This window comes from Mucilaginibacter sp. OAE612, from assembly GCF_041806395.1.
GTDB lineage: Bacteria > Bacteroidota > Bacteroidia > Sphingobacteriales > Sphingobacteriaceae > Mucilaginibacter > Mucilaginibacter rubeus.
Window position 1 is genome coordinate 104767 of record NZ_JBGMUW010000001.1, and the last position, 17630, is coordinate 122396.

Consider the following 17630-nt stretch of genomic DNA (forward strand, 5'->3'; position numbering starts at 1 on the left):
AAAGCTATGGTCTGATTATTAACAGGAACTATAATATTATTTACCGTGCGCAGCGGCAGCTACCTCGTTCCAGCTATCCCACTCGGCAGCACGGCCTTCATAAGTTTGTTTAACCCATGGATACGCGTGTTTACCCAGGAATAACCGCAACGGAGGGTTTTCGGTGTCAATCAGTTTCAGCACAGCATCTGTAGTAGCTTCCGGTACACCGAAAATATCGGTGTCATTTAAACCAGCCTGGAAAGCTGCCCTTACCGCGTCATATTCGGGCATTGCCACGGTTTGCGCGGCAGAAGCGCCAGCCCAATCAGTTGCAAAGCCGTTAGGTTCAATCAGGGAAACGTTTATTCCAAAGCCTTTTACTTCGGCGGCCAGGGTTTCACTTAAACCTTCTACCGCAAATTTAGAGGCATTATATAAGCCCAGCACAGGTAAAGTAACGAGGCCAAGCACGCTCGAAAGCTGGATAATATGGCCGTAGCCTTGTTCTCGCATTACAGGTAACACTGCCTGTGATAACCATAGTAAGCCAAAAAAGTTGGTTTCCATCTGCTCGCGGGCTTCCTGCTCGGTAGTTTCTTCAATGCTGCCGAATAAACCGTAGCCTGCATTGTTGATCAGCACGTCAATACTGCCGAAGTGTTCTTTTGCTTTGCTGATGGCCGCGAAATCTGCCGCGCGGTCATTAACATCCAGTTGCAGCGGTAAAATATTGTCGCCATATTTATTTACCAGGTCATCCAAAGCGCTCAGGTTACGAGCGGTTGCTACTACTTTATCGCCTCTTTGCAGTAATGCCTCGGCCCATAATTTACCGAAACCACGTGATGCGCCGGTAATGAAAATTGTCTTTGCCATTTTTGTTGTTTTTAAATGATAGCACAAAATTAACAGGGCAAACACAGGGCGATTTATACAGAAGTGGGGAACAATGATACATTTTTACGCGGGGGCTTGTGATTGGTAATGAGAGTGTCATTAAGCGTAAATATCGGCAGAGATTATGGTATGTAAAAAGCAAAAACCCGTCAACGGGAGACGGGTTTTTGCTTCAAACTCCCTCTCCAAAGGAGAGGGCCGGGTTGATGTTATTTACTTTTCAGTACCAGTGTAGCACTTTTCAAACCATCAGCCGAGGCGGTTAAAGTTATTATGCCGGCTTTTTCTTTTGCTTGCACAATGGCTAAGGCCAGACCATGAAATGCCTTGCGGTAATCAGCTTTAAACGGATCATGGCTAACCGGATCGCCGTTGTCAACGCTGGCAATGGAGCCCTCGCCGGCAATCTTAAAGTTTACCTTGTTATCAGCATCAGGTACAACGTTGCCGTCTTTATCCAATATTTTTACGGTGATAAATGACAGGTCCTGACCATCGGCTTTGATCTGCGAACGGTCGGCAGTCAGTTCGATTTTTGCAGGAGCCCCGGCGGTATGGATCTCGCGGGTTAACACGGCTTTGCCGTTTTTGCGTGATATAGCTTTCAGCGTTCCGGGCTCGTATTTTACCCGCCACATTACGTGCAGGTCGTCGCCGGTTTTCTTTTGGATGCCTAATGATTTCCCGTTCAGGTAAAGTTCAACCTCATCGGCATTGTTATAGTATGCCCAGATGTCGATCATTTTACCAGGCTGCCAGTTCCAGTGCGGGAAAATGTGGAGCACATTTTTATTGGTCCACTCGCTTTGGTACATATAATATACATCTTTAGGGAAGCCGGCCAGGTCAATAATACCGAAGTATGAGCTGCGCGATGGCCATGAATATGGAGTTGGTTCGCCCAAATAGTCAAAGCCCGTCCAGATGAACATGCCCGAAAGGAAGTCGTACTTTTTCATCACTTTCCAGGTCATTTCATGTGTTGATCCCCATGGTGGTCGGGTGTTGTCATATGCCGAAACATTGTTGCCTTCCCTTACAAAAGGTTTATCATAGCTTGGCGGCCAAACCCTGATGCTATCCGAAGGCATTTCATAATAACCACGCGTTTCCAAACCCGAAGTAGTTTCAGTAGCAATAAACTTTTTACCCGGGTAACGGTCATGAAACTTAGCGTAATCAAACTGGTGATAGTTATAACCAACCAAATCAATAGCACCCGATTTTATAATTTTGTTGGTGCTATCCGGACGGTCATTAGCCGTAGTGAGCGGACGGGTTTTATCGAGGCTGTGAACAATAGCCGCTAACTCAGGCGCTATGCGTAACGCGCTGGTATCCGCCTGTTGCGGGATTTCGTTGCCGATACTCCAGATCATGATGCTTGGGTGATTGCGGTCGCGTTTGATTTGGTCTTCCAGGTCGCGTTTATGCCATTCTTTAAAGTACAGGTGATAATCGTAAGTAGCCTTTTTCCATTCCCAGCAATCAAAGGCCTCATCCATCACAATAAAACCCATTTTATCGCAAAGGTCGAGCAGTTCGGGAGCCGGAGGGTTGTGCGAGGTGCGGATGCCATTACAGCCCATCGCTTTGAGCATCTGCAACTGACGCTCCAATGCACGGTTGTTAATAGCTGCGCCAAGGCTGCCAAGGTCATGGTGATTACAAACACCTAAAATCTTCATCGGCTTCCCGTTCAGGCTGAAACCTTTATCGGCATCAAAATTAAAATAGCGGATCCCTACGGTGGTGGTATATTCATCAACTACTTTTTTGCCTTCAATAAGCTGGGTAACGGCTTTATATAAGTACGGGTTCTCTACCGACCAAAGCACCGGGTTTTTTACCGTAAGGGTATTGGTTACCGTTAAAGGCTCATTTTTATTTTGCGCTGCCGATGTAGCTTCGCCCGCGGCGGCTACCTGTTTACCGGCCGCGTCATAAAGTTTGGTGCTGATAAGCACCTGCGGCGATGACTGGTCATTATGCAGTTGTACCTGTACATTTACTTTGGCAGACGCATCGCTGATATCGCTCGTAGTTACATAAGTACCCCAATGATCGATAGCGGTTTTGTTGGTAGTAACCAACCACACATGGCGGTAAATGCCCGAACCTGAGTACCAGCGCGAATTTGGCTGCACCGAGTTATCAACTTTAACAGCGATAACGTTATTACCGCCGAAATTTAAGTAAGGAGTAAGTTCATACCTGAAAGAGATATACCCGTTTGGCCGGAAACCAAGGTGATGGCCGTTGATCCATACATCACTTTTTTGATATACGCCATCAAAATCAATATAAACCAGCTTGCCTTTTGATGTAGCCGGAACAGTAAAAGTTTTACGGTACCAGCCAATGCCGCCGGGCAGGGCGCCGCCTTCAGGTGTGGCCGGGTTATCTTTTGAAAATTTACCTTCAATACTCCAGTCATGCGGCAAATTGAGCACACGCCATTTGCTGTCGTTCAGCGTTGTTTTTTCGCCGTTTTCGACAGCGCCGAGGTTAAAGCGCCAGCTTTTATCAAAATCGAGCTTTTGGCGGATTTGGGCAAAGGGCTTTAGCGTAGCCAGCATTAGGATAGCCAACAGCGCATATTTACAAACCTTTGCCCCGTTTGATTTCATTGATGACATAATATCGTTTTGGGATTAAATGTATTTTCGACACTAAATTATAAATAATAGGCCAAAAGCAAAGGAATAGTATAAATTAACCGGGGAATCGCTTTATGCTAAATTATTTTTAAAATATTAAATGGCATCTCAGAAACTGTTTAAAAACGATTAAATGAGACTACTATATCGCCACCTCATTGCGAGTATCTATCAGGGAAACCCTGAAAAAAAAATGTAATGATATGTAAAATATATTTTAACGGTGTTGCGCGTGGGCCGCGTTAGGGATTGCAGTGTAAAGCCCGGAGCGCGCAAAGGGGTTGCGGGCAGGAAAGGCGAGGACTTGCAACGGAAAGCCCGGGCCGCAGGCAACGCCCATGTTATAAAATCTATCAAGAAAAAATATACTTGATAATCAATAACTTACAATCACGTCATTATAAGGTACGAAGCAATGGCGAACTTTACAGAGGCTCTACATATCGGCTCTGTATTTTGGGGATTGCTTCGTGCCTCGCAATGACGGCTTTTATATAATTTTTAAACAGCTTCTTAGTGTTTAATACTATTTTCTCTAACATTCCGTTTCAAGATTCAATGAAAGCAATCGCCTTTATCATGTTAATTTTTATGGTGCTCATTTCCGTAATACCGGGGAAAGCGGCGCCTGTGAATAACATGTCGAAAGAGTGCTGTCGTCATATGGATCATATGCCGCAGAAACAGCATGGCGGTCAAAAAGGATGTGACGGTGGCACGTGCGTGACTTTGCTATCATGTAATAATTGCTGCTTTTTAAAAGTTGAACCTGTCAAGGCCGGACCTGTTGCCGTTATTATTAGTAGCAATGCTCCTTTGCTTTACCTCGCAGGCAATTTATCCGATTACGCAAACACCTGCTGGAACCCTCCGAAAGCTTGATAAAAAGACATCTGCCTGTTTTCAATAGTGTATCTTTTTATTAAAAATTCAAATTAAAAATCATGAAAAAGTTTCTTTTCATCACCACTGTGATGCTGTTTACCATATTTAATATTTCGTTTGCTAATACGCCTTGCTGCAATAACAAAATGAACCATTGCACCAAATGCGCAAAGTCATGCACCCGGCCAACGTGTTTAGACAACTGCAGCAAATCATGCAAAGCCTCGGGCGATTGCAATAAAACCTGCGGCAAATAACAAAACGCCCCCGGTTTCTACCGGGGGCGTTTTGTTAACTATCAATTTTAATGAACCTTATCGGTTTTATATATCCCAAGCGGCCCATCTATAATATCAACAATCTGCTTACTGAACAGTTGGAAATGCTCCTGCTTAACATGCTGATCAAGCCCTTCCTGGCTGGCCCAGGTTTCGTGAAAAATAAACTGGGTTTCGTCAGTTGTTGATTGGTATAGCTCGTATTGCAGGCAGGCTTCTTCCTGGCGGGACGCTGCTACCAGCTTATCCAAAAAATCTTTCATTTGGGCAGTGGTGCCGGCCTTACACTTCACTAAGGCTGTTAAGTAAATTTTCATGGCTTGGGTTGTTTTGGGTAAATAGCTTGTTTAAATGTTCGTGGTAGCGTTGCAGGTTCTCCTCAATGTTAGCGTTTTTCATTACATCATAAAAGTGGATACTTTCTAAAGCCTGCATACCGGTAAAAGCGTTCATGCGGTGAAAGCCAAACAGGGGGCCTTCGTCAACACTGCGTTCGTTAAAAAACTCGCCGGGTAAGGTGAAAGCGGTAACCGGTGCATTCCACGAGGTGGTAAGCATGTATTTTTTGCCCTGCATTAAGCCGCCTGTGCCGTAATTAATACCGGGGTTTTCGGCGGTGCGGCCATCGCTGCGGTAAATGCCGTTTTGATACCCGGCGGTAAAAACTTCGTCGATATATTTTTTAAAGGCATGCGGTACCTGGAACCACCAAACCGGGGTGTGGTAAATGATCACATCGGCCCATTTATAGTTTTCGGCTTCCTGCATCGGATCGTAAGCGTTATTTACGTCGGTTGAACGAACTTCAAAATCAGGATGAGCGGTAAAATACTGCACGGTAGTATCCAATAAAGTTTTGTTAAATCTTCCGCCGGAGTGACCGAAGATCTGCCCTCCGTTTATTACAAATATGTTTGTCATTTATTTTCTGTTTTAATTTTCATCAAAATTACACCGGCTTAATTAATTATTAAAATAGTATAATTTATACATTTGTATCATAATTATAATAGATAAGCTATGGTAAATTTTGAATGGTTCCGTACGTTTAAGGCGATCTATGAAACCGGGTCGCTAACCGGGGCGGCCGAAGCGCTGTTTATTTCGCAGCCGGGCGTGAGCCTGCATTTGAGCTCATTGGAAAGCTATGTGGGCTACAAATTGTTCGACCGTACTTCGCGTAAAATGGTATCCACAGAGCGGGGGAAGATCCTGTACAATTATATTCAGGAATCAATCAGCAAGCTGGAAGATGCCGAGCGGCATTTTCATAAAAGCACCGAAAAAGATATACCAACCATAAGTATAGGGATGTGCTTTGAAACTTTTCAGTTTACGCTTGAATCCTACCTGCCCACATTGCCTTTTAATGTGATCATTAAATTTGGCGAATACCCCGAAATGCTGGCCGACCTAGACAATGGCATCCTGGACATGATCGTAACACCCCATAAAGGTGATTACAAAGGGTTGGAATATAAACCCTTTTTTAAAGAGCGGATAGTGGTGCTGGCCGGGGCCCAAACACCCACCGACGAGTTTAATGAACTATTGAAAACTAAAGACCTTAACCGGATCCAGGCCTGGCTTAAAGCCCAAACCTGGTACGGCTCATCTGGCGATATGGAACACCTGCGGCGCTTCTGGCATATCAACTTTGGCAAACGACCTGATTTTAAGCCTAATTTCATTGTGCCAAACATGGGGTCAATTCTGCGTTGCCTGAGCAACGGCAAAGGAATTGCAGTGATCCCTGATTTTCTTTCAAGAAAGGAGCGGGACAGCGGCAATATCAAATTGCTTTGGGAAGGATATAATTTAATTGAGAACACCTTGTACTTCGGCACCCGCAAAAAATCCATTTATGCGGAGCAGGTGGCTATGATCCAGGAAATTTTTGAGCGGGAGATGGTGTAAGCCTCTAATCGCCGCCGCTCGCCTCCGACGAGTGGCAACTATCGGGGCGCCTCTGGCCGCCGTGGCAAAAGAAGACCATGTGATTATTGAAACTCAAACATGTCTTTGCTAAGCCCACCCGTATACCATCTGCCCTTTATAAAGTAATAAGTTTCCTTACCTAAAATAATCATAGGGAAATTACCTGCAACTTTTTGTTTGGTCTTGTTTTTTGCGGTGATAAAGTGATCGTATATGTCTTGCTTAACGCTGTAAAAGACATTTTGCTGCGTGTCGAAGGCTAAAACTGTGTTATTGTCATAGGCATAGTTTTCTTTAGGGCGAGGTTTTGAATCAACAAAATCATGTACACTGACTTTTAATTTGCAGTTGTTAACACTGTTGCCAACCAAACGCAATTTAATGCGATATTCTTCCTGTTGTTCGCCGGATTCTCCGGTAAGATATCTTAAAACATGCATGGCCTTGTAGAGATGTTGGCCATCCACGCAGATGATCAGTGTATTTCCTAACCCAACCCCCGATCCGCCTCTTACTGCATAGTTAATCTCAATAAAGTTTTTATTCAATAACCTAATGTCAGGAGGTTCTCCCCAAAAATCATCTATTGTAATAATATCCTTGAAGCAAATCATTTTAAGCACGTGGTTTGCATAGTCGGGAACAATCTTCACCGTTTGGTTTTTACCATCGATGGATACAAGATGATATATTTTGGTGTCTCTCGCGGTTGCTTTTGCTTCGTATGTTTTCAGTTCATCCTGAGCAAATGCATGATTGAATGAAAGCGTAAGGATAGTAATAACTAAGGCGCATTTGTTCATAAGGCAGGTATTTATACCGTTGGCGTGGCCGTAAAAATACTCGCATAATACTTGCGATAGGCAAACAGCAAAAATACCTCTAAAACTATAACTGCTGCACCAATTGGCAAACCGGCCGGTGCCAAAATGGCATGGAACAGGAATATATTAAGTGCAATAGGCAGCAGCAATAACACAAACAGTGCCGTATACCGGTTGATAATTAAAAACAGGCCGCTGGTTATTTCAATTACCTTCATGTATTGAAAAAAATAACCTGAACCAAATAACCCGCCGCTAAATGCCTGTGCCTTATCGCTCATGGGCGGTTGGGCCATATGCAGAAACTGGAAAAAGAAGTTTAAACCAAACACCACGAAGACCAGGCCCAGCAAAACGCGGGCAATTAATACTGCAATTTTCATAATTAATAGGTTTAATATAAGGTTAAACACTAAGTTTAGTAATTTAATTGACATATTCAAATCCGCCTCATAGCTAACTATTTAAACAGGCATTACTTTTGATAAAACAGGACATATGAACATTCAAAAAATAACTTTCGGCAACGGTTGCTTTTGGTGCACCGAAGCCGTTTTCCAATCGCTTAAAGGTGTAACATCAGTAACCTCGGGTTATATGGGCGGCAAAGTTTTAAACCCAACCTATGAGCAGGTTTGTACAGGCGCTACCGGTCACGCCGAAGTGATTCACCTGGAGTATGATGCCGACCTGATCTCGTTTGATGAATTGTTATTGGTTTTCTTTAAAACCCATAATCCAACAACACTTAACCGCCAGGGCAATGACGTGGGCACACAATACCGCTCGGCTATATTTTATTATACAGATGAACAAAAGCAGGCTTCGGAAGCGATGATCAAAACGCTTACAAATGAGCAGGTTTTTGACGATCCTATCGTAACCGAAATCACGCCGGCAAGTACATTTTACAGCGCCGAAGATTACCACCAGAATTATTTCAACGATAATCCTAACAAGTCGTACTGCGCGTTTGTTATCCAGCCAAAACTCAATAAATTTGCCAAGGAGTTTAAGGATAAAATAAAGCCGGAGCTGTTATAAGCACACGGTGGTCATCCCCAATTTATTTCGGGATCCCACTTGCTAAGTCCCCGATGGATGTGTGAGGTGCTAAGATAAGTTGCTCATGATATGTTAAAAAAGGGCGTCATCCCGAACTTGTTTCGGGACCCCACAGGACAAGCCGCATGAAGTATACTTAGCAAGTGGGGTGCTGAAACAAGTTCAGCATGACGGATGTGGAGATGTCATTTCGCCTTCAGAGCCCAGGATTTAAACACTCAGCATGTCAGCCCATTTTAATCAACCCATATGAAAAAAAGCTATAGCTATCTACTATCTGGCCTGTTGTTATTCAGCGCCTGCTCGTCCGTTAAAAAAACGGCCAATCCTAATTCCAGCATTACCAACGATGGTAAGATCTGGACTTCATTATGGCAGCAGCGGGCAGCGGAGTACAAAGCATTATGCTTTCAGGCCTATAACGTAGCTAAACTCAGGGTTGATGAAGGGATTAAGAACCCCGGTGATAAACCCCTGGCCATTGTTACCGATATTGACGAAACCGTGCTGGATAATAGCCCCTATGATGCTCATCGCGCCTTGCAGAACTTAGATTACAGCGATGCCACCTGGAAACAATGGACCGACAAAGCCCTTGCTGATACCGTGCCGGGCGCACCTGCTTTTTTTAAGTACGCTGCATCAAAAGGGATCACCATATTTTATATCACCAACCGTAATGAAAATGAGCGGGCAAGTACGTTAAAAAATCTGCAGTTGTTTGGATTGCCTAATGCGGATGACGAACACCTGCAGTTGAAAACCACTTCGTCGAGCAAGGAAGCGCGCCGTCTTAATGTTTTAAAAACACATAACATCCTGCTGCTTTGCGGCGATAACCTGCCCGATTTTGACCTGCTGTATGATAATCACCCGGCCGAAGAAAGCAGGACGGCTACTACACAAAAGCTGCAAGCGGAATTTGGCAAAAGGTATATTGTTATTCCCAATCCTTCATATGGTGATTTTGAGGGGGCACTTTTCCGGTTTAATTACAAGCTTAGCCCTGCCCAAAAAGATTCGGTGATCAGGGCGAAGATCAAAGCCGATCAATAGAGTTCCCGATCTGTAACGATTGACCGGGGATAGCCGCCTGGCAGGTATATAACTTAATTGCCTGTATTTACGTATATTTACACGCTGATCCCGCTGTGGGTTTAATTATTTTATATAGCTAAAAGCATTTTATTTAGTTTAATAAAATAATTGAATGTTTGGGTGATGTCATAATCTTGCGGTAAAATGTGCATGAAGCGCAAATAAATTGCAAATTTGCATACTGCATTATTATTATTCAGTTAACCCCTGTTTAACTATGAGTGATAGAACTATTCTGGTTTGGTTTAGAAATGACTTGCGCATAAATGATAACGAAATTTTGTTAGAAGCTGTACGCAAGGCTGATAAAATACTGCCGGTTTATTGTTTTGATCCTTATTATTTTCAGCATACCGAAAGCGGCGCTTCAAAAACAGGGAATTTCAGGGCGAGGTTCCTGTTAGAGGCCGTTGCTGATCTCCGAAAAAATTTACAGGGTTTTGGTGCCGAATTGATCATCCGCATTGGTAACCCTGCCGATGTGATCCCGCAGCTTGCCCAGGAATACCAGGTAAATGAAGTTTATCATCACCGTGAGGTAGCCTACGAGGAAACCAATATCTCCGAACAGGTTGAAACTGCACTATGGAAAATGAGGCTTAACCTCAAGCATTTCATCGGTCATACCATGTATCATAAGGAAGATCTTCCTTTCCCGATTAAAGATATTCCTGACAGTTTCGCAGTTTTTAAAAAGAAGGTGGAACGTGACAGTAATGTTCGCCCATGCGTACCCAAACCCGATCATATCAGTGTTCCGGAAATTACCGATGCCGGCGAATTGCCAACCTTGCAACAATTAGGTTTAAATGAGCCTGTTGACGATATGCGCGCTACCGAATATTTTCAGGGGGGCGAAACAGCGGCTTTGGTACAAATGCATAAGTGTTTTGCCAATGCAGACCAGCTGCTGAAACAAAAAAATGGGCGTAACGGCTCTGATTGCTCTTCAAAACTTTCTCCCTGGATCTCGATAGGATGTATCTCGCCGAGGCAGGTTTACTGGGAAGTTCAGAAATATGGCAGTAATGGTAACCTGTTACAGCTTGAATTGCTTTGGCGCGATTACTTCAGGTTTATGTTTAAAAAACATGGCCAAAAATTTATCAAAGCTAAAGACGAAGCTCAGGGCGCCGATCTTGCACCGGACGCCGACCTGTTGCTCCAAAAATGGAAAAACGGTGAAACAGGAGTTCCCCTTATTGATGCAGCAATGCATGAACTTAATGCTACAGGCTATATCAGTAATCAAAACCGGCAGGTAGTAGCGGGCTATTTAGTAAACACCCTCAAAGCCGACTGGGTACAGGGGGCTGCTTATTTTGAAGAAAAGCTTATTGATTATTCGCCTGCGAGCAATTGGGGTAACTGGGCCTTTATTGCCGGTGTTAACGATGCTAAGGAAAGCAAATACGCTATAGTTACCAAGCTGCCCAAAGAGCTCGAAGCCAAAACCGACTTTGTGAATACCTGGCAGCCATCATCCATTGATGAAGCCGGGGATTTGGTTAGCGCCTAAATATTATCTGTATCAAAATATTTTATACCCGTTTCAAAACAACACGCCATAATTTGAGTTTTCACCCCAATGGGTAAAATAAGCCTAATAATGGCTAAATTTCTTTACAATTAATTATGAAGTATATAACGGTATATCATTACTTTTGTACCGTTTTAAAGATCAGTTTCACATGGATCGTCTCAATTATATAAATAGCGGAAACGCTGCCTACATATCTTCCCTATACGAACAGTACAAACAGGAGCCGGAATCGGTTGATTTTGGATGGCAAAAATTCTTTGAAGGATTTGATTTTGGTAAAGATACCGATGCTGCCGGGGCAATTGCACCTGCTGCAGTTGGTCAAGCTACTCCTGAACATTTCTTGAAGGAAATTAACGTATTAAACATGATAGATGGTTACCGCTCACGCGGGCATTTGTTTGCAAAAACAAACCCCGTTCGCGAACGCCGCCATTATTACCCAGGCAAGGAGCTTGAAACTTTTGGCTTGAGCGAAGCCGACCTTGATACCGTTTTTAATGCCGGTGTTGAAGTTGGTTTAGGTGCCGCCAAATTGCGCGATATCCGCCAGTTACTTGAGGATACTTACTGCCGTTCAATAGGTACGGAATATAAATACATCCGCAATCCCATTAAAATAAAATGGTTTGAAGAGCGGATGGAGGGCCATCGCAATACTCCTTCTTTCACCCTTGATGAAAAGAAGGAGATGCTTAATAAGCTGAATGAAGCCGTAACATTTGAAAACTTTTTAGGCACCAAATTCCTTGGTCAAAAACGTTTTTCACTGGAAGGTGCCGAGGCACTGATCCCTTCAATGGATTCGGTAATTAAAAAAGGCGCTGATCTGGGCATCGAAGAGTTTATCATCGGCATGGCGCACCGTGGGCGTTTGAACGTATTAACCAATATCATGGAGAAAACCTATAAAGAGGTATTCTCTGAGTTTGAAGGTAAAAACTACGATTCTGAATCACCTTTTGGGGGCGACGTGAAATACCACCTGGGTTTTTCAACCGACGTGCTAACCAAGAGCGGTAAAAAAGTTCACCTGAGCCTTTGCCCTAACCCTTCGCACCTGGAGGCCGTTGATCCGGTTGTGGAAGGGATCACCCGTTCAAAGATCGACTTTAAATATGGCGGCGATCATTCAAAGATCGCTCCGATCCTGATCCATGGCGATGCTTCAATTGCAGGCCAGGGTATAGTATATGAAGTTTTACAAATGGAAAAATTGGATGGCTACCGCACAGGCGGCACCATTCACCTGGTTATCAACAACCAGATAGGTTTTACCACCAACTATAAAGATGCCCGTTCAAGTACTTATTGTACCGACGTTGCTAAAACTGTGCTTTCGCCGGTTTTCCACGTAAATGGCGATGATGTTGAAGCTTTGGCATATGTAGTAAACCTGGCTATGGAATACAGGCAGGTATTTAATGAGGATGTATTTATCGATATCCTTTGCTACCGCCGCTATGGCCACAACGAAGCTGATGAACCTAAATTCACCCAGCCGCTGTTATACAAGGCTATCGACGCGCACCCCAACCCGCTTAAAATTTACAACCAGAAACTGATTGATGAAGGAAGTATTGATGCCGAATTCTTAAAATCTATTGAGAAAGCCTTCAAAGATGAGTTACAGCAAAAACTGGATGAGGTAAAATCTGAAGAAAGGTTTACCGATACCATTGCCATGTTTGAAGGTGCCTGGAGCGGATTACACCTGGCAAGCCACAAAGAACTGGTAAAAGCTATTGACACTTCAGTGGCCGAAGAAACCATTTTAGAGATAGGTAACAAGATCACTGTTTTACCGCCAAACAAAGAGTTCTTCAAGAAAATTGAAAAACTTTTTGAAGACCGCAGCGCTATGGTTAACAAAACCAAGGTGTTTGACTGGGCAATGGGCGAATTGCTTGCTTATGGCACACTGCTAAAAGAAGGCTACCCGATCAGACTAAGTGGTGAGGACGTAAAACGCGGTACCTTTTCGCACCGTCATGCGGTGTTGACGCTGGTTGATTCGGAAGATGAATTTACACCGCTTGCTACCATTAACACTGAGGCTAAGCTGAGTATTTATAACTCTTTGTTATCTGAGTATGGTGTGTTAGGTTTTGAATATGGCTACGCTCTTGCAAATCCTAATAACCTCACTATTTGGGAAGCTCAGTTTGGCGACTTCTTTAACGGAGCCCAGATCATTGTTGACCAGTACATCGCCAGCGCCGAAACTAAATGGCAACGTGGTAACGGTTTGGTAATGTTGTTGCCTCACGGTTATGAAGGTCAGGGCCCTGAGCACTCATCTGCACGTGTTGAACGCTTTTTGGAGCTTTGTGCTGATGATAATATTCAAATTGCCAACTGTACTACACCTGCAAACTTCTTCCATATTTTAAGACGCCAGATGCACCGCGATTTCCGCAAGCCTTTGATCATCTTTACACCAAAAAGTTTGTTACGCAGTCCTAAATGTGTTTCGCCGCTCGAAGATTTTACCAACGGTAAGTTCCACGAGTTGATAGACGATACTTATGTTGACCCTAAAAAGGTAAAACGCGTATTGCTGTGTACAGGTAAAGTTTATTATGACCTGTTGGACAAACAACAGGCCGATAACCGTAAGGATGTGGCTATTGTACGTGTAGAGCAGCTTTACCCAACTCCGGTTACCCAAATTCTGAAGATCAAAGCCAAATATGAAAAGGCAGAGTTTATCTGGGTACAGGAAGAACCTGAAAACATGGGCGCATGGCCTTACATTTGCCGTAAATTCCATAATGATAAGGTGATTAACCTGAGCGTTATTTCAAGGATAGAAGGCAGCAGTACTGCTACCGGCTTTGCTAAACAGCATGCCGCTCAGCAGTTATATATTGTATCGAAAGCGTTTGAAGCCCCTGCCGGTAAAGCGGTTAAAGAATCGGTTAAAAAAACAACAAAAAAAATGGCTGATGCCGGAGCTGATTGATCCGTCAATTAAGCATCCTGATATAATCCATTAAAAAATATAAAATCTACAATACTACAATATGAGCTTAGCGATTAAGGTGCCTACCGTAGGCGAATCAATTACAGAAGTGACCCTTTCGAGCTGGAAAAAGAAAGACGGCGACCACGTTGAAATGGACGAGGTTATTGCCGAACTTGAGTCAGACAAGGCTACTTTTGAGCTTACTGCCGAAAAAGCCGGTACTTTAAAAATCGTTGCCAATGAAGGCGATGTACTACCAATTGGCGCTGTTGTTGCCAATATTGAAGACGGAGGCGCTGAAGTTGCTGCTCCTGTAGCACAGCCACAGCCTGAAGTGGTAGCGAACGCTCCTGCTCCGGCCCCTGTTGCTGCTGCCCCGGCTGCCGCATCAGCATCTGTCGAAATTAAAGTACCACCGGTAGGTGAATCTATCACGGAGGTTACATTATCCCGGTGGATTAAGAAAGACGGCGACGCTGTTGCTATGGATGAAGCCATTGCCGAGCTGGAATCAGATAAAGCTACGTTTGAACTTACTGCCGAAAAAGCAGGTACATTAAAAACGATAGCTAAAGAAGGTGATGTATTAGCTATCGGTGCTGTGGTTTGTACTATTGAAGGTGCCGGTGCTTCGCAGCCTGCAGTTACCCCGGTAACCCCGGCTGTAGTTAGCGCTACCGATGAATCGCCACGTGGTGGTGCAGCTGCCGAAAGTGCTAAAACTTATGCATCAGGTACGCCATCACCGGCTGCCGCCAAGATATTAGCCGAAAAAGGTGTTGATCCAAAATCAGTATCAGGTTCAGGTGTTGACGGCCGTATTACTAAAGGTGATGCCCTTGGCGCGCAAGCTCCTGCAGCTAAACCTGCCGCTCCTGCTCCGGCTGCCCAAACTGCTGCTCCTGTTGTAGCAAGCGGTGCCAGGGACGAGAAACGCGAGAAAATGACTTCGTTGCGTAAAACCGTTGCTAAGCGTTTAGTATCGGTTAAAAATGAAACGGCAATGCTTACCACCTTTAACGAGGTTGATATGCAGCCGATCATGGAATTACGCGGTAAATACAAAGATAAATTCAAAGAGAAACATGGCGTTGGCTTAGGCTTCATGTCGTTCTTTACCAAAGCGGTTACCGAGGCTTTGAAAGACTGGCCGGCTGTAGGTGCACGTATTGAGGGTGAAGAGATCGTGTACAGCAATTTTGCTGATATCTCCATCGCTGTTTCTGCCCCTAAGGGTTTGGTTGTTCCGGTTATCCGCAATGCGGATAGCATGAGCCTTGCCGAAATTGAGAAAGCCATTGTGGTACTTGCCGGTAAAGCCCGCGAAAACAAACTGACCATCCCTGAAATGACCGGCGGCACATTTACCATTACCAATGGTGGTGTATTTGGTTCGATGTTATCGACGCCGATCATCAATGCGCCTCAATCGGCCATTTTAGGTATGCATAATATCATTGAGCGCCCGGTGGCAGTAAACGGCCAGGTTGTGATCCGCCCGATGATGTACCTTGCCCTGTCATATGATCACCGCATTATTGACGGCCGCGAATCAGTAAGCTTCCTGGTAAGGGTTAAACAATTGCTTGAAGATCCTGCAAGGTTGTTGTTAGGTGTATAACCCTGCGAAAACTTTATAAAAGAGATCCCGGTTGGTTTTCCCTTCCGGGATTTTTTTATGCCTGATATTTTATCAGAATCAAACCATGAGTGGGGGATAATAAGCAGTTGAACGACTTGTAAGCCTAACCTCCGATCTCCAACCTCTAATCTCTAAAAGGACCTCTTCACCACCTTTTTAAGTACCAATAAATTTTGACCATTAAGGCTATAGCCACTAATGTTGTTTTGATACAGATTTACCAGTTTATCGTAGTATAATACTACAATGGGTGATTGCTCCATCATCAGATTATCCATCTGGCGGTAGAGGGCGAAGCGTTTTTCGTCATCTTTTACCTGGTAGGTTTGCTCAAAAAGCTCATCAAACCTTTTGTTGTTGAACCCGGTGTAATTTGGGCCGAAAGGGATTTTGTTTTTGGAGTAAAATACAGAAAGATAGTTTTCGGCATCGGGATAATCGGCTATCCAGGAGCCGTAAAAAAAGTTGATGCCGTTTTTTGAGATCAGTTCGCGCAGGCTGGCACCCTGGGTTATCTCTACATTTGTTTTTATACCAATGCGTTCCAATTGGCCTTGTACATACTCAATTAAACTGCGGTAACCAACGGTGGTAGCCAGGGTAATTTCGGGCATGTTTTTACCATTGGGATAACCGGCGTCTCGGAGCAGGCAGCGCGCTTTTTCAGGATCGTAAGTGTAGCCTTTTACGCCCGTGCCGTTAAAGCCTGGCATGCCTTCGGGCACAAAACCTCCGTAGCCCGGTGTACCCATACTGTTGCGGAGGTATTTGATCATCTTTTCGCGGTCGATGGCGTAGTTGATGGCCTGCCTGATCTTGAGTATTTTTAAAGGGGATTTTTTTACAATGGGCAAAGTGGTATCCACCAGCATGCCCAGGTAAATGGTGTTCAGGTAAGGAGCGGTATTGAGTATAAATTTACCTTTATATTTTTGCGTTACCTTGCCTGCTTTGGTGAGGATGTCATCGCGATAGCTGCCGTCGATATCATTCAAAAAATCGATATTCTTTTTTACAAACTCCAGAAACGAAGTCTGCTTATCAGCAATAAAGGTAGAACGGATGGCATCCAGGTAGGGGAGGCGGTTGCCTTTTTCGTCTTTTTCCCAGTAATGCTCGTTTTTTAAAAACACCAGTACTTCGCCTTCTTTCCAGTATTTAAACCTGAAGGGGCCGGTACCTACCGGGTGGCTCCTGAAGTCCTTGCCATAAAACTCAACCACTTCTTTGGGTACTACAGAACAATATTGTGCCGTGAGTAAGCTTAAAAAGGGAGCGAAAGGCTGCTTAAGCCTGATCTGGAAAGTACTGTCATTAGGTGCCATGAAGGCGCTTTTGCCCTTTACCTTATCACTGAAGATCCATGAGCCGGATGAAGCAACTTTAGGATCGATCAAACGACCGAAGCTATAGGCAAAATCTGAGGCCACTGCCTTTCGACCTGTACCGTTTGCAAAATGAGGATCGTCATGAAAATATACATCATTACGCAGATGGAAGGTATATAATAAACCATCAGCTGATGTTTCCCAGCTTTTAGCAATACAGGGAATGGTTTTTAAACTATCGTTGATCTGTACCAGGCCGTTATAAAGCTGGTTGTCCATCCAAATGGTATAATGATTACGGCAAAAGGCAGGATCAAGCGAGGTAAGGCCTTCTTCCAGATTGATATTAAAAACGGTTTTGTGCTGATCGGGAGAAGTATCCGTATGGCAGGAACAAAGCTGAATGGAGAATAATACAAAAAGGTAAGTGATCAGCTTATTCATTTAAGCTAATATATTAAATGTTGCGTTAGCTGTGTGAATGAATAGCTGATTATTACGCGGGGATGATTGATTGCCGGC

The 17630-nt window shown here is 44.1% G+C and carries 13 protein-coding genes; 6 read left to right on the forward strand and 7 right to left on the reverse strand.

The annotated features are described in order from the left end of the window. Positions 1 to 36: 36 nt before the first annotated feature. The 4 genes from ABID99_RS00415 to ABID99_RS00430 form a co-directional block, all read right to left on the reverse strand. Positions 37 to 858: an SDR family NAD(P)-dependent oxidoreductase gene (locus tag ABID99_RS00415; RefSeq protein ID WP_373612529.1), complete on the reverse strand. Its 822-nt coding sequence runs from the start codon at positions 856 to 858 to the stop codon at positions 37 to 39. 230 nt (positions 859 to 1088) lie between these two features. After that, on the reverse strand, positions 1089 to 3518 hold the full coding sequence (gene galB, locus ABID99_RS00420; RefSeq protein ID WP_373612530.1) for a beta-galactosidase GalB: 2430 nt from the start codon (positions 3516 to 3518) through the stop codon (positions 1089 to 1091). 1210 nt (positions 3519 to 4728) lie between these two features. After that, positions 4729 to 5019, reverse strand: coding sequence for a putative quinol monooxygenase (locus tag ABID99_RS00425; protein ID WP_090534378.1), 291 nt, complete (start codon positions 5017 to 5019; stop codon positions 4729 to 4731). Then, positions 4985 to 5623, reverse strand: a complete 639-nt coding sequence (locus tag ABID99_RS00430) for an NAD(P)H-dependent oxidoreductase (RefSeq protein ID WP_354485731.1) — start codon at positions 5621 to 5623, stop codon at positions 4985 to 4987. The genes ABID99_RS00425 and ABID99_RS00430 overlap by 35 nt, the downstream gene beginning before the upstream one ends. Before the next feature lie 99 nt (positions 5624 to 5722). Here ABID99_RS00430 and ABID99_RS00435 point away from each other — a divergent pair, with 99 nt between their 5' ends. Then, positions 5723 to 6619, forward strand: coding sequence for a LysR family transcriptional regulator (locus ABID99_RS00435; protein WP_373612531.1), 897 nt, complete (start codon positions 5723 to 5725; stop codon positions 6617 to 6619). Positions 6620 to 6702: 83 nt separating this feature from the next. Here ABID99_RS00435 and ABID99_RS00440 read toward each other — a convergent pair whose 3' ends face one another. Together ABID99_RS00440 and ABID99_RS00445 are read right to left on the reverse strand one after the other, a co-directional pair. Beyond that, positions 6703 to 7443 (reverse strand): hypothetical protein, encoded by a 741-nt coding sequence (locus ABID99_RS00440; protein WP_373612532.1) that lies wholly within the window; start codon positions 7441 to 7443, stop codon positions 6703 to 6705. A gap of 11 nt (positions 7444 to 7454) precedes the next feature. Then, the gene (locus ABID99_RS00445) at positions 7455 to 7847 is read right to left on the reverse strand and encodes a DoxX family membrane protein (protein WP_373612533.1); all 393 of its coding nucleotides are present in this window, start codon (positions 7845 to 7847) and stop codon (positions 7455 to 7457) included. Positions 7848 to 7962: 115 nt separating this feature from the next. On the opposite strand from ABID99_RS00445, the gene msrA reads away from it, so the two are divergent. The 5 genes from msrA (at position 7963) to odhB (ending at position 15759) form a co-directional block, all read left to right on the forward strand. After that, positions 7963 to 8508: a peptide-methionine (S)-S-oxide reductase MsrA gene (gene msrA / locus ABID99_RS00450; protein ID WP_373612534.1), complete on the forward strand. Its 546-nt coding sequence runs from the start codon at positions 7963 to 7965 to the stop codon at positions 8506 to 8508. A 270-nt stretch (positions 8509 to 8778) separates the two neighbouring features. Next, positions 8779 to 9585 carry a 5'-nucleotidase, lipoprotein e(P4) family gene (locus ABID99_RS00455; protein ID WP_373612535.1) on the forward strand — a complete coding sequence of 269 codons (807 nt, stop codon included), beginning with the start codon at positions 8779 to 8781 and terminating at the stop codon, positions 9583 to 9585. Between the two features lie 259 nt (positions 9586 to 9844). Then, the gene (locus ABID99_RS00460; protein WP_373612536.1) at positions 9845 to 11146 is read left to right on the forward strand and encodes a DASH family cryptochrome; all 1302 of its coding nucleotides are present in this window, start codon (positions 9845 to 9847) and stop codon (positions 11144 to 11146) included. Between the two features lie 172 nt (positions 11147 to 11318). Then, positions 11319 to 14135 (forward strand): 2-oxoglutarate dehydrogenase E1 component, encoded by a 2817-nt coding sequence (locus tag ABID99_RS00465; protein ID WP_373612537.1) that lies wholly within the window; start codon positions 11319 to 11321, stop codon positions 14133 to 14135. 61 nt (positions 14136 to 14196) lie between these two features. Next, complete coding sequence (gene odhB / locus ABID99_RS00470) at positions 14197 to 15759, forward strand: 2-oxoglutarate dehydrogenase complex dihydrolipoyllysine-residue succinyltransferase (protein ID WP_354485740.1); 1563 nt, start codon at positions 14197 to 14199, stop codon at positions 15757 to 15759. Between the two features lie 152 nt (positions 15760 to 15911). Here the strand turns inward: odhB and ABID99_RS00475 are convergent, their stop codons facing one another. Then, positions 15912 to 17552, reverse strand: coding sequence for an ABC transporter substrate-binding protein (locus tag ABID99_RS00475; protein WP_373612538.1), 1641 nt, complete (start codon positions 17550 to 17552; stop codon positions 15912 to 15914). Positions 17553 to 17630: the final 78 nt, after the last annotated feature.

What these genes read in the sequence shown, in the direction of transcription:
- ABID99_RS00415 (WP_373612529.1), bottom strand. Translation starts at nt 858, where the DNA reads ATGGCAAAGACAATTTTCATTACCGGCGCATCACGTGGTTTCGGTAAA.
- galB (WP_373612530.1), bottom strand. Translation starts at nt 3,518, where the DNA reads ATGTCATCAATGAAATCAAACGGGGCAAAGGTTTGTAAATATGCGCTG.
- ABID99_RS00425 (WP_090534378.1), bottom strand. Translation starts at nt 5,019, where the DNA reads ATGAAAATTTACTTAACAGCCTTAGTGAAGTGTAAGGCCGGCACCACT.
- ABID99_RS00430 (WP_354485731.1), bottom strand. Translation starts at nt 5,623, where the DNA reads ATGACAAACATATTTGTAATAAACGGAGGGCAGATCTTCGGTCACTCC.
- ABID99_RS00435 (WP_373612531.1), top strand. Translation starts at nt 5,723, where the DNA reads ATGGTAAATTTTGAATGGTTCCGTACGTTTAAGGCGATCTATGAAACC.
- ABID99_RS00440 (WP_373612532.1), bottom strand. Translation starts at nt 7,443, where the DNA reads ATGAACAAATGCGCCTTAGTTATTACTATCCTTACGCTTTCATTCAAT.
- ABID99_RS00445 (WP_373612533.1), bottom strand. Translation starts at nt 7,847, where the DNA reads ATGAAAATTGCAGTATTAATTGCCCGCGTTTTGCTGGGCCTGGTCTTC.
- msrA (WP_373612534.1), top strand. Translation starts at nt 7,963, where the DNA reads ATGAACATTCAAAAAATAACTTTCGGCAACGGTTGCTTTTGGTGCACC.
- ABID99_RS00455 (WP_373612535.1), top strand. Translation starts at nt 8,779, where the DNA reads ATGAAAAAAAGCTATAGCTATCTACTATCTGGCCTGTTGTTATTCAGC.
- ABID99_RS00460 (WP_373612536.1), top strand. Translation starts at nt 9,845, where the DNA reads ATGAGTGATAGAACTATTCTGGTTTGGTTTAGAAATGACTTGCGCATA.
- ABID99_RS00465 (WP_373612537.1), top strand. Translation starts at nt 11,319, where the DNA reads ATGGATCGTCTCAATTATATAAATAGCGGAAACGCTGCCTACATATCT.
- odhB (WP_354485740.1), top strand. Translation starts at nt 14,197, where the DNA reads ATGAGCTTAGCGATTAAGGTGCCTACCGTAGGCGAATCAATTACAGAA.
- ABID99_RS00475 (WP_373612538.1), bottom strand. Translation starts at nt 17,552, where the DNA reads ATGAATAAGCTGATCACTTACCTTTTTGTATTATTCTCCATTCAGCTT.